The 12,807-nt window shown below is 63.6% G+C and carries 15 protein-coding genes; 6 read left to right on the top strand and 9 right to left on the bottom strand.

Annotated elements, in window-relative coordinates:
* Positions 1-30: 30 nt before the first annotated feature.
* Positions 31-615 carry a hypothetical protein gene (locus ASH04_RS06675; RefSeq protein ID WP_057473121.1) on the bottom strand — a complete coding sequence of 195 codons (585 nt, stop codon included), beginning with the start codon at positions 613-615 and terminating at the stop codon, positions 31-33.
* Positions 616-770: 155 nt separating this feature from the next.
* Here ASH04_RS06675 and ASH04_RS06670 point away from each other — a divergent pair, with 155 nt between their 5' ends.
* Together ASH04_RS06670 and ASH04_RS27525 are read left to right on the top strand one after the other, a co-directional pair.
* Entirely contained in the window at positions 771-1,331 is a 561-nt protein-coding gene (locus ASH04_RS06670) for a DUF222 domain-containing protein (RefSeq protein ID WP_235579952.1), read from the top strand.
* A complete protein-coding gene (locus ASH04_RS27525; RefSeq protein WP_032366707.1) occupies positions 1,321-1,563 on the top strand; it encodes a PLDc N-terminal domain-containing protein in 243 nt (80 codons plus the stop codon). The genes ASH04_RS06670 and ASH04_RS27525 overlap by 11 nt, the downstream gene beginning before the upstream one ends.
* Here the strand turns inward: ASH04_RS27525 and ASH04_RS06660 are convergent.
* Together ASH04_RS06660 and ASH04_RS06655 are read right to left on the bottom strand one after the other, a co-directional pair.
* Positions 1,545-1,997: a GNAT family N-acetyltransferase gene (locus tag ASH04_RS06660; protein ID WP_057473119.1), complete on the bottom strand. Its 453-nt coding sequence runs from the start codon at positions 1,995-1,997 to the stop codon at positions 1,545-1,547. The genes ASH04_RS27525 and ASH04_RS06660 overlap by 19 nt on opposite strands.
* A complete protein-coding gene (locus tag ASH04_RS06655) occupies positions 1,984-2,994 on the bottom strand; it encodes an aldo/keto reductase (RefSeq protein WP_057473140.1) in 1,011 nt (336 codons plus the stop codon). The genes ASH04_RS06660 and ASH04_RS06655 overlap by 14 nt, the downstream gene beginning before the upstream one ends.
* Positions 2,995-3,058: 64 nt before the next feature.
* Here ASH04_RS06655 and ASH04_RS06650 point away from each other — a divergent pair, with 64 nt between their 5' ends.
* Entirely contained in the window at positions 3,059-3,970 is a 912-nt protein-coding gene (locus ASH04_RS06650; protein ID WP_057473118.1) for an aminotransferase class IV, read from the top strand.
* Here the strand turns inward: ASH04_RS06650 and ASH04_RS06645 are convergent, their stop codons facing one another.
* Together ASH04_RS06645 and ASH04_RS06640 are read right to left on the bottom strand one after the other, a co-directional pair.
* The gene (locus tag ASH04_RS06645; protein ID WP_057473117.1) at positions 3,971-5,119 is read right to left on the bottom strand and encodes a serine hydrolase domain-containing protein; all 1,149 of its coding nucleotides are present in this window, start codon (positions 5,117-5,119) and stop codon (positions 3,971-3,973) included.
* A 65-nt stretch (positions 5,120-5,184) separates the two neighbouring features.
* A complete protein-coding gene (locus ASH04_RS06640; protein ID WP_032366709.1) occupies positions 5,185-5,745 on the bottom strand; it encodes a TetR/AcrR family transcriptional regulator in 561 nt (186 codons plus the stop codon).
* A gap of 103 nt (positions 5,746-5,848) precedes the next feature.
* Here ASH04_RS06640 and ASH04_RS06635 point away from each other — a divergent pair, with 103 nt between their 5' ends.
* Complete coding sequence (locus tag ASH04_RS06635; RefSeq protein ID WP_032366710.1) at positions 5,849-6,688, top strand: alpha/beta fold hydrolase; 840 nt, start codon at positions 5,849-5,851, stop codon at positions 6,686-6,688.
* A 63-nt stretch (positions 6,689-6,751) separates the two neighbouring features.
* Here ASH04_RS06635 and rraA read toward each other — a convergent pair whose 3' ends face one another.
* Together rraA and ASH04_RS06625 are read right to left on the bottom strand one after the other, a co-directional pair.
* Positions 6,752-7,231 carry a ribonuclease E activity regulator RraA gene (rraA, locus tag ASH04_RS06630; RefSeq protein ID WP_027494882.1) on the bottom strand — a complete coding sequence of 160 codons (480 nt, stop codon included), beginning with the start codon at positions 7,229-7,231 and terminating at the stop codon, positions 6,752-6,754.
* Positions 7,232-7,255: 24 nt separating this feature from the next.
* Positions 7,256-7,639: a DUF5313 family protein gene (locus ASH04_RS06625; protein ID WP_032366711.1), complete on the bottom strand. Its 384-nt coding sequence runs from the start codon at positions 7,637-7,639 to the stop codon at positions 7,256-7,258.
* Between the two features lie 115 nt (positions 7,640-7,754).
* Here ASH04_RS06625 and ASH04_RS06620 point away from each other — a divergent pair, with 115 nt between their 5' ends.
* Positions 7,755-8,786 carry an amidohydrolase family protein gene (locus ASH04_RS06620; RefSeq protein ID WP_235579951.1) on the top strand — a complete coding sequence of 344 codons (1,032 nt, stop codon included), beginning with the start codon at positions 7,755-7,757 and terminating at the stop codon, positions 8,784-8,786.
* Between the two features lie 192 nt (positions 8,787-8,978).
* Here the strand turns inward: ASH04_RS06620 and ASH04_RS06615 are convergent, their stop codons facing one another.
* Both ASH04_RS06615 and ASH04_RS06610 read right to left on the bottom strand, forming a co-directional pair.
* Positions 8,979-9,731 (bottom strand): MerR family transcriptional regulator, encoded by a 753-nt coding sequence (locus ASH04_RS06615; RefSeq protein ID WP_057473139.1) that lies wholly within the window; start codon positions 9,729-9,731, stop codon positions 8,979-8,981.
* 109 nt (positions 9,732-9,840) lie between these two features.
* Positions 9,841-11,046, bottom strand: coding sequence for a lipase family protein (locus tag ASH04_RS06610; protein ID WP_235579950.1), 1,206 nt, complete (start codon positions 11,044-11,046; stop codon positions 9,841-9,843).
* Positions 11,047-11,202: 156 nt separating this feature from the next.
* Here ASH04_RS06610 and ASH04_RS06605 point away from each other — a divergent pair, with 156 nt between their 5' ends.
* Entirely contained in the window at positions 11,203-12,756 is a 1,554-nt protein-coding gene (locus ASH04_RS06605) for a succinic semialdehyde dehydrogenase (protein ID WP_032407178.1), read from the top strand.
* Positions 12,757-12,807: the final 51 nt, after the last annotated feature.

The following is a 12,807-nucleotide window of genomic DNA, read 5'->3' as shown; positions in this document are numbered from 1 at the left end:
CAGTATTCGACCATTCTGTGCCACCGGTATTCAATGGCTGTACCAGGGTTGTGGGCTGGCAGGGTCGTCGATGACTGTGTCGACTCGACGGTAGGCGAGAACGTCCTTTATCGCGGACGAGCTCGCACCGATGGTGGCGAAGTGGGGATCGATGTCGTTGGCGATGCACCAGGCTCGGTCGGCGGGCCAGACGAACGAGGGGATCGGCAGACCCTCGCGATCAGGGGGATCGAGCGCCTGCTCCCAGTTCAGCAGGTCGAGCGCAGGTCCTCGGAACAGGAACGCTCCCCGTTCGGGAAGGTTGATTCGCGCGGCACCATGCACCTCGATACCTCCCCATCCCTCCCACACGCAGAAGTAACAGTCCGCAGGTGTCGTCGTGTGCTTCGCCAGCATCTCGACGACCATCGCCAATTGGTCTGTCTCCGAACGCTCGTCGTATGGAACGTCGGCCTCGCCCTCACGCTGATCCGCGTGCGTCGGATCCGGGATGAACCGGAGACACGCGTAGCTCTCGTACCCCAGTGGACCTCTGGTGGCGAGGTCCCACCAATCTCGATCAGCGTGGACGAGCCAGTCGGCGGCAGTGGGATCGCTGGATGGTCGCGCGGTCATGGTGCGCCCTTTCTGGGTCGATACCGGGCTTGCGCTAGTGCGACGTTACCGATCCATGAGGTGGACCGGGACTACCGGAGCTGGCCCTACGAAGTGGTGCCCGTCGTCACCGCGGCCTGAGGCGACATGTCGGTGGGTCGCGGTAGATTCTGTTCATGCTTTCGGGGGACGGCGGATCAGGGGTGGACGGCATCGACACGGTGCCGCCTGCCCCCGTCGTGTCCGACCCCGACTTGGCTGTGTTGGTCGAGGCGGTGGAGTCGGCGGTCGCCGAGTTGGCGGGGCAAGGGTCGGTGGCATGGTCGAATGCCGACCGGCGTGCGGTGGTCCAACGCATGGAAACTGTGTCGCGGTCTGTGACGGCGCATTCGTACACCTGGCTCAACGAGTTGATCACTCAGCACGGCCTCGATGTGTATCCGGGTTCGGTGCCGTGCTCGGTGGCGTGGATGCTGCGGATAACCCCACGAGCGGCCGGGGCGCGGGTGCGTCTGGCCGCGGAGTTGGGTGATCGCACCGCACTGTCCGGCGAAGTGCTGCCTCCGTTGTTGCCGCACACCGCTGCAGCAGTGCGGGCAGGGTTGCTCGATGCCCAGCACGTGCAGATGATCCGCGAATTCTTCAAGCATCTGCCGTCGACTGTGGATCCGCAAACCCGCGATCGCGCCGAACAGCAGTTGGTCGGTCTCGCCTCGACGGAAGACCATGGATGCTGACGGTAACCCGGCTCTGCCGTTATGGTTCGATCTCGCATGGATGGCTGGGATCGTGTTGTGGCTGCTACTCGTCGGTGTCGCATGGGTGTCGATTCTTCGGAGCAATCAGGCTCGTCGGGGATCCGCGTTCTGGTGGTGTCTGCTCGTGTTGCTGATGCCCATCTCAGGCGCACTGATATGGTTCGTCGCTCGCCCGCGTAAGCCCGATACAGATCAACGGTTGAGTTCGTAGCGGGCCAGCCACAGTCCCGGCAACACCTCTTGATTCTGGCTGTGCACGAAGCCGAGGGATTCGTACAGCTTTCGCGCCGGCGCATTGTCGCGTCCCGTTGCGACTCGCAGCCGTTGTCCTGCAATCGAATTCAGCATCGACTCGACCAACGCTCGTCCGATGCCTTGCCGATGTGCGTGTGGAGCCACCACCAGACGGTCGATCTCGGATCCGGACCACGCTGCGGCACCGAGGATTTCGTCCAGATCACGCGCGACGAGCCAGTGGACCTGTGCTGCACACAGATCGTCCACCGACTCGTGCAGTAGTGGGATGCGGTCGTCGCCGATGAGCTCGGCCTCGACAGCGTACGCACTCCTCTGTACGGCCAGGATTTTCTCGGCCGACAACCGATCCGTCGACGGATCGACCTGCGCTATCTCAATACCGGCCACCAGCGGGCTCAGGCAATGCGTCGAGTGCGGCGAGGTGCTCGGAGCTCAACGTGAGCGAGGCGGCACCGGCGTTCTCGTCGAGACGTGAAGTGCGGCGAGTGCCGGGAATCGGCACCACGTGCTCTCCCTGCGCCAGCACCCATGCCAGGGCCACCTGCGCAGGCGTCGCACCGAGCTCGTCGGCGATGGCCGCGATGGCGTCGACGATGACGAGGTTCGCATCGAGGTTGTCGTGACTGAAACGCGGCAGTCGAGAGCGGAAATCATCTGCAGCGGGTACGGTTCCGCGGAAGTTGCCCGTCAGAAACCCTCGGCCCAGCGGTGAGAACGGCACAAAGGCGGCACCGTTGTCCTTCGTCCATGTCAACGAGGTTGCCAGGTGGTCGCGTGTCCACAACGACAACTCCGACTGCACAGCAGATATCGGATGCACCCGCTGAGCCCGATCGAGCTGCTCGACCGTGAACTCCGAAACACCGAGTGCGCGAACCTTTCCGGCCTGCACGGCCTCGGCCATCGCGCCGATGCTGTCCTCGACGTCGACCTCGGGATCGGGACGGTGCAGGTAATACAGATCGATGTGGTCGACGCCCAACCGCCGGAGCGAGTCGTCGATGGCAGACCGCAGATGCTCGGGCTTGCCGTTGGGGCCGGAAATGACCGGCTCTCCGGCGTCGCCGATGTGGGAGGTCAATCCGCCCTTGGTCGCGAGCACCACCTCGTCGCGTCGACTGCCGATGGCTGCGCCGACGACTTCCTCGTTGGTGAACGGTCCGTACACATCGGCCGTGTCGATGAAGTTCACACCCAGGTCCAGGGCGTGCCCGATGACGCGATGGGGGGACTCTGTTTGGTCGTCTGCCTTGTATGCCCAGGTCATTCCCATGCAGCCCAAGCCGATGGCACCCACCTCGGGGCCGTCGTTCCAGAGTGTGCGGGCGGGAGTGGAGCCTGCGGAACGACCAAGGGGTGGCCAGGATACTGTGCGTTCGCTCATGTACTCGACCATAGAGAAGTAAAAGCGTTGTCGCTTGGACTCACCGGGCGACTAGCATCGCCGCATGGCACTCCCGCACTCGAAGGTGTATTTCGGCGATCGCTTGGTGGACGCGCAGGACGCGACACTCGGGGTCGCGACCTCGGCCGTCCTCTACGGCCTGAGTGTTTACACCGTGTTTCCGGTGCAGGTGAACGGAGATCGGCGCACCGCTTTCCGGTTGCTCGATCACTACCAGCGACTCGTCGAGTCCTGCAAGATCATCGGCATCGACACCTTCGCGACGCAGTGGAGTTTCGAACGGTTCGTGCAGGTGACGCAGCAGGTCGTGGCGGCCAACGCCCCGACCGACGAGGTGTACGTGCGGGCAACCGTCCACGTCGACGAGTCCATTCCCGGAACACGGGTCCGTGGCCTGCACACGACAGTGTCGATCTTCCTCTACGACGCCAATCCCATTGTGCCGCAGAACGGTATGCGATTGAAGACCAGTGTGTGGCGTCGCATTCCCGACTACGCCATTCCCTCCCGCGCCAAGGTGAACGGTGCGTACGTCAATTCCGTTCTGGCGAAACAGGATGCGATCGACAGCGGTTTCGACGACTGCATCTTCCTCGACATCAACGGGCACGTCTGCGAGCTCAGTGCCGCCAACATCTTCCTCGTGAGAAACGGAGTGCTCGTCACGCCTGACGTCACCAGCGACATTCTCGATGGCATCAACCGTCGAACACTCCTGACGTTGGCGCGCGAAGAAGGAATGACGGTTCAGGAGCGCACCGTCGACCTCACCGAGCTGTACATCGCCGACGAGGTCTTCGTGTGTGGCACGTCGGCCGGGGTTGCCCCGGTGTACGAAATCGACGGCCGCGCAATAGGAACTAAGGAGTCGGGCCCGGTGGCGCTCACTCTGCGGAAGCGTCACCAGGCTGCACTCACGAGCGACGAAGTACACGGCTGGGTGACGACCCTCTAACTACGCCGGGCAGGTCGATGCCAGTCCGGCGATCAGTGCTTCGGATGCGGGTTCTAGCAGTGGATCGGTGCCCGGGGTCGCCGCGGCTGTGGTCCAGGCCAGTGACACCTGACGGTTGCCGTCGGGACTCGAGAACTGAAAAGTGCGATATCCGAAGCCGTTGCCGCGCTGGCCGAACACCAGCTCACCGGACTCTGGATCGCAGGCATCGACTCCCAGCAGCAATCCGAGGCCGTAGCCGGAGGGGCTGACCACCTGCATGTCGTCGACCATGTTGCGAGGTAGCAGTGTGCCTTCGAACAGCGCTCTGAAGAAGGTGTTCAGATCGCCGACCGTGGACACCACAGCAGCACCCGAGGACCAGATACTCGCGTCGTAGTCGGTGACGTCGGTGTAGATCCCGTTCTCCAGCACGTAGCCGTGCAGTGCATCGCCGGCGATATCAGCGTCGGTGGGGTAAGTGGTGTCGGTCATCTGCAGAGGTTCGATGATCCTGTCCTGCAACGACTGTCCGACGGGCTTCCCATCGAGATCGGCCACGATCCGCCCGAGTAGAACGTAGTTGGTGTTCGAGTAGCTGAACTCCTGGCCCGGTTCACTTGTCCACGGCATGGCCGACGCCTTCGAGATCAGCTCATCATCGGTGACGGAATCATCGGCGCGAGAAGCGATCTGCTGCGCCGTATCGAGTCCGGTGAGGTAGTCGGGTATTCCGCTCGTATGGTCGAGCAGTTGTCGGACGGTGACGGACTTGGACAGCAGGCCCGGAAGGAGTTCGTCGACCCGCTGATCGAGCTGCAGTTTTCCCTCGTCGACGAGCTGCAGCACCACCGCCGCGACCATCGACTTGGTGACGCTTGCAATGCGCACCGGATCATCGGCAGCCGCCGGCTCGGTGCCATCACGCTCGACGAGTCCTGCCGCTCCCGACCAGGAATCCTCGCCGTCGCGCACCTGCGCGACGGCGGCGACGGACCCTGCATCGACCAGGGCGTCCAGAGCCGCCTGGACGTCGTCGGTCCTGCTGCTCCCACTCGACGTCGTCGTAGAGGTCGCTTGCACGGCTGAGGGCTCGTCGGACGACGTGCATCCACTGACCAGCAGGGCCGTCGAGACGGTGAGGGCGGCGAGGACTCGTAGCTTGCTCATGGATTCGACACTAACGTCCCGAATCGGACAATTTCAGTGTCAAATGTCAGTGATCGCGATGCCGGTCACTTCGCGCTCGAATTCAACAGAACCTCGGCCGCAGTCTTTGCTGCAGAGGCGGATTCGGCCAGTTCGGTGATGGCGGCGGTGGTTTGAGCGCCCTCGGCGAGCAGTGCGATTTGCAGACCGACGGTCGGCTCGCATCCGTCTTCGACGGCCAAGGCGGTGACGTACTCGATGAAACGTTTCTTGTGCTGATGCGCGGCGTCGGCGACCTCGGGCATGGTTGCGCCCAGTTCGCCGAAGGAGTTGATGAACGCGCACCCGCGAAAGTCGTCCTCTCGGAACCATCGATCCAGGAAGTCGAAGATGGACAACAGCTTTCCGCGCGGCGTGTCGTGTCGGTCCGCCTCGGCGCGGATCCCGTCGTTCCACTGGGCAGTGCGGCCACGGAGGACCTCGGCCACGATGGCCGTCTTGGACGGAAACAGTGTGTACATGCGTTTGAGGGAGATTCCCGCTGCGGTGCGCAGCTCATCCATGCCGACGGCCTGGATGCCGCGCGCATAGAACAGTTCGTCCGCGGCGTTCACCACCTGTGCCCGTCCGATTTCCGTACTGGTCATCGCTTACCCCTTGCCGAGAGAACCAACGTTCTCTACAGTAGTCCACACACGGAGAGAACGACCGTTCTCCCGCTCGATGCTCAGGACACAGGAAGGCAGGATCATGGCGTACATCAACGTCGGAACCGAGAACTCCACCCCCGTCGAGGTCTACTACGAGGATCACGGCTCAGGCCAGCCGGTCGTGCTCATCCACGGCTACCCGCTCGACGGCAACTCCTGGGAGCGCCAGTCGCGTGCGCTGCTCGATGCCGGCTACCGCGTCATCACGTACGACCGCCGTGGATTCGGGCAGTCGAGCAAGCCCACCGTCGGCTACGACTACGACACCTTCGCTGCAGACCTGGACAAGGTGCTCACCGAGCTCGACCTGAACGACGTCATCCTCGTCGGATTCTCCATGGGCACAGGAGAACTGGCTCGGTATGCCGCGAAGTACGGCACCGATCGCGTCGCCAAGTTCGCGTTTCTCGCCTCGCTCGAGCCGTTCCTGCTACAGACCGACGACAACCCCACCGGCGTTCCGCAGTCGGTGTTCGACGGCATCGAGACCGCAGCGCGCGAGGATCGTTTCACCTGGTTCGAGAACTTCTACAAGGACTTCTACAACCTCGACGAGAACCTCGGCAGCCGCATCAGCGAGGCCACCGTGCGCGCCAGCTGGAACACCGCCACCACCAGCGCGCCCGTCGCGGCCTATGCCGTCGTGCCCACTTGGCTCGAAGACTTCCGCGGAGACGTCGCAAAGGTCCGCGAATCGGGCAAGCCGACGCTGATCCTGCACGGCACGGCCGACAACATCCTGCCGATCGACTCCACCGGCCGCCCGTTCCACGAGGCGTTCCCGGAGGCAACGTACGTCGAGGTCGACGGCGCACCCCACGGGCTGCTGTGGACACACTTCCAGGAAGTGAACGACGCGCTTCTCGCGTTCGTGAAGTAGCACCGACGTCGTACAAGACGCAACAGAAAGGGACGGCACCGCGGCCGTCCCTTTCGCGTCGGATCAGACTGCGACCACTCCGTCGTGATCGCTGTAGACGATCTCGCCGGGGGTGAAGGTGACGCCGCCGAAGGTCACCGGCACGTTCTTCTCGCCCGATCCCGTCTGCGTGCTCTTGCGTGGGTTCGTCCCCAGTGCCTTGACGCCGATGTCAAGGGTGCGCAGAATCGCCGAGTCCCGCACAGCGCCGTTGACGATGACGCCTGCCCAGCCGTTGTCGACACCCCGCCCGGCGATGATGTCGCCGACGAGCGCGGTGTGGATGCTGGCGTCGCCGTCGACCACGAGAACGCCGCCGTTGCCGGGCTCGCTCAACGTCTGCTTGACCAGCAAGTTGTCCTGGAAGCAGCGGATGGTGGTGATGGGTCCGGCGAACTCGGTGTGCTTGCCGAACTGGATGAACTGGGTGTCGCAGCTGCGGATGTCGGGACCGATCTCGTCGGCCAGATCAGCGGTTGCTTTGAATTCCACAGGTGAAGTCATGCGCAGAAGACTAACGTCCGATCGTCAGCCGCGGCCGTGACGTCGCTCGTAGTCGTCCCGGGTGCGGTCGACACGGCTCTGCGCCTTGGCGTTGATCAACTGGGGATCGAGGCCGTGAATGAGTAATCGGTGCCGCCGATAGACGTTCATCAGCGCTATCGCGAAGTACACCAGCGGAATGAACAGCAACGCCATCATCGCCAGCGACATCCACAGTGGGCCGGGAATCAGCAGGAACAGCAGCAGCAACGGGATGACGGGAACCGTGAATCGAGCCAGGTAGCGCACCTGGGCCCCGTTGCCGACGAGGTCGTTTCGGACCCAATCCTGCATCGACGGGGGCAGGACCCGACCGAACGAGTACCCCAAAAATTGCGCAGGACTGGGCTTCGTACGTTCGGTCGTCATCGCGCCATGTTAGTCCTACATCAGTTGGTACAAGTCACCGTTGACTGCAGATAATCTCATATGTGACGATAGCGTCAGTTCGGACCGGGTGGTGTCGACGACAAGGACGTAGACCGTGATCGATCGCAGAACCTTGCTCGGCGCGCTCGGTGCAGCCACGCTCTCTGGAGTCGCTCTGTCCGCAGCGACCGCGTCGGCGTCACCGAAGCCTGCCGCCGGGGGAGTAGTGGACGTGCACTCGCACATGGTCCCCGACTTCTATCTGCGCGAAGCACTCGCGTCCGGCATCGTCTTTCCCGACGGCATGCCGAAGTGGCCGTCCTGGTCGGTGACCGAGCATCTGCAGATGATGGACCGGTGTGGGATCGACAGGGCGATCCTGTCCGTGTCGAGCCCTGGGGTGCACTTCGGCAACGACGGCCAGGCTTCCGATCTGGCCCGACGGGTCAATGACTTCGGAGTCGGAGTTGTCCAGGGTCAGCCACGCCTCGGATTCTTTGCGTCGCTGCCCCTTCCGAACGTCGTCGACTCGACGGTCGAGGCCATTCGGGCTCTCGATCAGCTCGGTGCCGACGGGGTCACCGTGATGTCGAACGCCGGCGGCATGTATCTGGGCAACGCGGTGCTGACGCCACTGCTCACCGCGCTCGATGCGCGTTCGGCGGTGGTCTTCGTGCATCCCACCTCGCCGCCGAACGCAGCTGCGGTAGCGCTCGGTAGGCCCGCTCCGATGGTCGAATTCCTCTTCGACACAGCGCGAACCGTCATCGACTTGATTCTGCTGGGCGTGGTCGATCGGTTCCCTCAGATCCGTTGGGTGTTCACTCATGGCGGTGGAGTGCTGCCGCTGTTGGCAGATCGGGTCGACTTCTTCCGGACGCAGGTCGGTCTCGGTACCCCGTCGACGCCGAATGTACTGCAGCGCTTGTGGTTCGACCTCGCCGGTACGCCGGTTCCGCGGCAGCTGCCGGCGTTGCTCTCGACGGTCGGACCCGATCGTCTGGTCTACGGCAGCGACTACTGCTTCACGCCGATCGCCGCTGTGCAAGAACAACTGCGATCACTCGACGCCGGTGCCGCGGACGGTGGACTGGAGAACTGGCGCGCCGTCACAGTAGACAATGCCCGCAGTCTCCTCGGTGTCTGATCCGTACGAGAGTTCGATGAAAAGACAAGCCATGCAACCTATCTCTGGCCACTGGGACTGGCAGATGAATGCCGCCTGCCGCTCGCGTCAACTCTGAAGAGCAGCGTTCGCCCGGACATCTACGCCCCGGGTCGGAATCCGCACCCCCTGCAGGAAGTGCGGATTCCGAAAAGGGGTGCGGATCGAGACGAGTCAGCCCTGACGAGCGGCGTTCGCGACGATGACGTCACGGAGATACTGCGCCAAACCGTCGGCGATATCGTTGTAGTGCTTGGCAAATCGCTCGTCGGCGATGTACATCTCCGCCAGGTTCACCTGCATCTCGTAACCGCAGTCGTAGTACCGCTCGATCGACGCGCGATGACGTTCGGCCAGTACCCCGGCTTCGGCGGAATCCGGCGACACACCCCGCTGCATCGCGTCAGCGAGATCGGCTTCCAGGAGGTCCGTCTCTTCCTTGACGGCCTTCCAATCGTCCTTGGTGAACGACGCCGTCCGCTGCTGAGACTGCTTCCACTCGTCGGTTTCGCCCCAGCGCTGCTCGGCCTCCTCGGCGTATTCCTCGCCGGGCCAGTTGTCGCCGAAGATCTCTCGCTGCTCCTCGGGAGTCAATTGCATACCCATCTTCTTCGCCTCCATCATCTTGTCCACGGCCGCAGCCATTGCGTGCAAATGATCGATCCGCTCGTTCAACAACTCTCGCTGCCGCCGCAGATGCGCCATGGCATCGACCGCCGGGTCGTCGAGCAACGCTGCAATGACGTCGAGTGGGAACCCGAGCTCGCGGTAGGTCAATACCTGATGCAGCCGTTCGACATCGGCCGACGAGTACGTCCGATAGCCCTTGGGTGTTCTGCCCGACGGCACCACCAACGCGATCTCGTCGTAGTGATGCAGCGTTCTGACGCTGACACCCACCAACTTCGAGACCGCGCCGACCTGCATGCCGACCTGGACGTCAACCGAACTGTTCGCGGACGAATCACTCACGAAGGACACTGTGCTGCCTCCCGTGGCGTGAGGGTCAAGACGAAAAACGATTCGTTATGGACCTTTAGCGAATCACACGTTCGCAGCCGGAGGTGGGTACTCCGGCCAGTCGTTGCGCCAGCCAGTCGTAGGCACCGGGACGGCCGTTGGTCTGGGCCAGTGAATGGTCGCCGGGCACCTCTTCCAGATGTACCGACGCTCCTGCTGCACACCACTGATCCTGCACGGCCTCGGCACCTTCTTTGGGAATGAGGAAGTCCTGCAGGCCCTGGTAGATGTACACCGGCGCGTCCGGCTTCGTCTGGCCCATGCGGTTTTCCTCGACGACGGCCGTGGTGATCGGATGCGCGAAGACGTCCGGGACGTTGGAGAGATTTCGCTGGTCCAACAGCAGTAGTCCGCTGTAGGACAACACATCTACGCATTGATCCTTCTGCGCCAGCGCCAGTCGCTTGCCGTTGTCGTTGGCGAGCTGCCGCATCTCCGGGTACTCCCGGGACAGTCCGATCGTCGCCGCAGTGAACAAGCCCGATCCGATCTGGCCGTTGAGCGACGTCTGCAGAATCTTGTAATCGGTCGGCGGGCCGCCGAACGCGACTCCGGCGATGTTCAGCTCGGGTGCGTACTCGGGGGCCAACTGGGCCGCCCAGCCCGAGGCGATCGCACCGCCGGAATATCCGGTGATGCCGATGGGTGCATCCACGCTCACGCCTGCAGTCCGGGAGGCACGCAGACCGTCGAGCACGGTGTGCCCCGACACGAGACCGGCCGAATACGCCTGACGCGGCCCCTGATAATCCGTCATCACCACGGTGTAACCGCGGCCGAGCAGGATCCGGACCTGATCGATCTCTTTGTTGTTGCCCCGCGGGAGGGTGTACGACGGCGCGCATTTGTTGCCGAGTGAATCCGTCGCCTCGTTGTATGCGATGACGGGGCGATCTCCACCCCCGGTCCACGGCGCAGTGGGAGTCAGCACCGTCGTCGCCGCTGCGATGGGACGATTCTTCGAATCGGTGGAGCGGAAGAGCAATTGGACGGACGAGGCCTCGGGCGTCACCGCGACATCGCGTCGAGCGAGGACAGTGCCGGGCACGAGATTCTCGTATCCCGCCGGCGGATCGAACCACGGATCGCCGAGTGACGTGGGGAGATACGCAGCCGGATCGCTCGGTGGAGCAATGAAATCTTGTACCGGATCTGCCTGCGCAGACCCCGCGAATGCCACCATCAGTGCTGCTGCTCCGGCCAGAACTAGTGCCTTGCGCATGGATTCCCCACCCTGTTGCTTCCGAACGCCCCGACGTCGGAGTAGACCACCGCCCATCGTGCCACAGGGCCAGGGAACATCGGCCCTGTGAACTGAGCCGAAGACCAGGTAGGTTGTCTGTTACTCCGAACACTACTCATCAGTAGGGATGCAAAAATGCCTGCTCCGTCCACTGCGACCTTTTCCCGGCTCGCTGATCTCATCGCCATTCCCGACGCGGACTCGCGTCCCACCAAGACGATCACCGAGGTGTTCACCGGTAAGGAGCTGGCGACCATTCCGGTCGGTACGGCTGTAGATGCTCTGGCTGCGATCGCGCGCGTCCGTACCGCTCAGGCGGCCTGGGCCAAGCGCCCGGTCTCCGAGCGCGCAGAGATCTTCCACCGCTACCGCGACCTGGTGCTCGCGCACCGCGACGAGCTCATGGACATGGCGCAGGCCGAGACGGGCAAGTCCCGCGCCGCCGCCCTCGAGGAAGTCCTCGACATCTCGATGACCTCGCGGCACTACGCACGCACGGCGGCCAAGCTGCTGGCCCCGAAGAAGGTCACCGGCATGCTTCCCGTGCTGACCAAGACTCGCGTTCGGTACCAGCCGAAGGGAGTCGTCGGAATCATCTCGCCGTGGAACTACCCGATGACTCTCGCGGTGTCCGACGCCATTCCGGCGCTGCTGGCCGGCAACGGCGTCGTGCTCAAGCCCGACAGCCAGACGCCGTACTGCGCATTGGCCTGCGTCGAGCTGCTCTACAAGGCCGGTCTGCCCCGCGACCTGTTCGCCGTGGTCCCCGGCCCCGGCTCGGTGGTGGGCACCGCGATCGTCGAGAACACCGAATACGTCATGTTCACCGGCTCCACGGCCACCGGTCAGCTCCTGGCCGAGCAGGCGGGGCGTCGACTCATCGGTTTCTCCGCCGAGCTCGGCGGCAAGAACGCCATGATCGTCGCGAAGGGCGCGAACCTGCGGGAAGTATCCGACGCGGCAGTGCGCGCCTGCTTCTCCAACTCCGGTCAGCTCTGCATCTCCATCGAGCGCATCTACGTCGAGAAGTCGATCGCCGCCGAGTTCACCGAGAAGTTCGGCCAGCGGGTACGCAACATGACCGTGGGTGCCGATTACGAGTTCGGCATCGAAATGGGCAGCCTCATCTCCGAGGACCAGATCAAGACGGTCTCGGCGCACGTCGACGACGCCAAGGTCAAGGGCGCGACGGTCGTCGCGGGCGGCAAGGCGCGTCCCGACATCGGCCCGCTGTTCTACGAGCCGACGTTGCTGACGAACGTCACCGAGGACATGGAGTGTGCGGCGACCGAGACCTTCGGGCCGCTGGTGTCGATCTACCCCGTCGCCGACGTCGACGAGGCCATTGCGAAGGCCAACGACACCGACTACGGATTGAACGCAAGTGTCTGGGCCAAGACGAAGGCTCAGGGCGAGGCCATTGCCGCACGTCTGCATGCGGGCACGGTGAACGTCGACGAGGGTTACGCGCCGACGTGGGGCACCACCGGTGCGCCGATGGGCGGAATGGGCGTCTCCGGAATGGGCCGTAGGCACGGAAACGAGGGACTGCTCAAGTACACCGAGCCGCAGACCATCGCGACGACCCGCCTGCTCAATCTCGGTGGACCGCGCGGACTTCCGCCGAAGCTGTGGGCAAAGATCATGCCTCCCTTCGTCAAAGCGCTGAAGTACATACCCGGCCGGTAGTAGTCGGTAGACGGACGAGAAAAGGCCCCGCACTCCCTTTCGGGTGTGCGG

The sequence above is a fragment of the Rhodococcus sp. Leaf233 genome (genome assembly GCF_001426165.1).
In the GTDB taxonomy this organism is placed as follows: Bacteria; Actinomycetota; Actinomycetes; order Mycobacteriales; family Mycobacteriaceae; genus Rhodococcoides; species Rhodococcoides fascians.
The sequence above is the reverse complement of the archived record's forward strand: the minus strand, read 5'-3'. Positions and strand labels throughout refer to the sequence as shown.

Excerpts from the sequence above, each read along its gene's own strand:
- ASH04_RS06675 (WP_057473121.1), bottom strand. The coding sequence starts at position 615 with ATGACCGCGCGACCATCCAGCGATCCCACTGCCGCCGACTGGCTCGTC.
- ASH04_RS06670 (WP_235579952.1), top strand. The coding sequence starts at position 771 with ATGCTTTCGGGGGACGGCGGATCAGGGGTGGACGGCATCGACACGGTG.
- ASH04_RS06605 (WP_032407178.1), top strand. The coding sequence starts at position 11,203 with ATGCCTGCTCCGTCCACTGCGACCTTTTCCCGGCTCGCTGATCTCATC.
- ASH04_RS06640 (WP_032366709.1), bottom strand. The coding sequence starts at position 5,745 with ATGACCAGTACGGAAATCGGACGGGCACAGGTGGTGAACGCCGCGGAC.
- ASH04_RS06650 (WP_057473118.1), top strand. The coding sequence starts at position 3,059 with ATGGCACTCCCGCACTCGAAGGTGTATTTCGGCGATCGCTTGGTGGAC.
- rraA (WP_027494882.1), bottom strand. The coding sequence starts at position 7,231 with ATGACTTCACCTGTGGAATTCAAAGCAACCGCTGATCTGGCCGACGAG.
- ASH04_RS06625 (WP_032366711.1), bottom strand. The coding sequence starts at position 7,639 with ATGACGACCGAACGTACGAAGCCCAGTCCTGCGCAATTTTTGGGGTAC.
- ASH04_RS06615 (WP_057473139.1), bottom strand. The coding sequence starts at position 9,731 with ATGCAGGTCGGCGCGGTCTCGAAGTTGGTGGGTGTCAGCGTCAGAACG.
- ASH04_RS06610 (WP_235579950.1), bottom strand. The coding sequence starts at position 11,046 with ATGCGCAAGGCACTAGTTCTGGCCGGAGCAGCAGCACTGATGGTGGCA.
- ASH04_RS27525 (WP_032366707.1), top strand. The coding sequence starts at position 1,321 with ATGGATGCTGACGGTAACCCGGCTCTGCCGTTATGGTTCGATCTCGCA.
- ASH04_RS06645 (WP_057473117.1), bottom strand. The coding sequence starts at position 5,119 with ATGAGCAAGCTACGAGTCCTCGCCGCCCTCACCGTCTCGACGGCCCTG.
- ASH04_RS06635 (WP_032366710.1), top strand. The coding sequence starts at position 5,849 with ATGGCGTACATCAACGTCGGAACCGAGAACTCCACCCCCGTCGAGGTC.
- ASH04_RS06655 (WP_057473140.1), bottom strand. The coding sequence starts at position 2,994 with ATGAGCGAACGCACAGTATCCTGGCCACCCCTTGGTCGTTCCGCAGGC.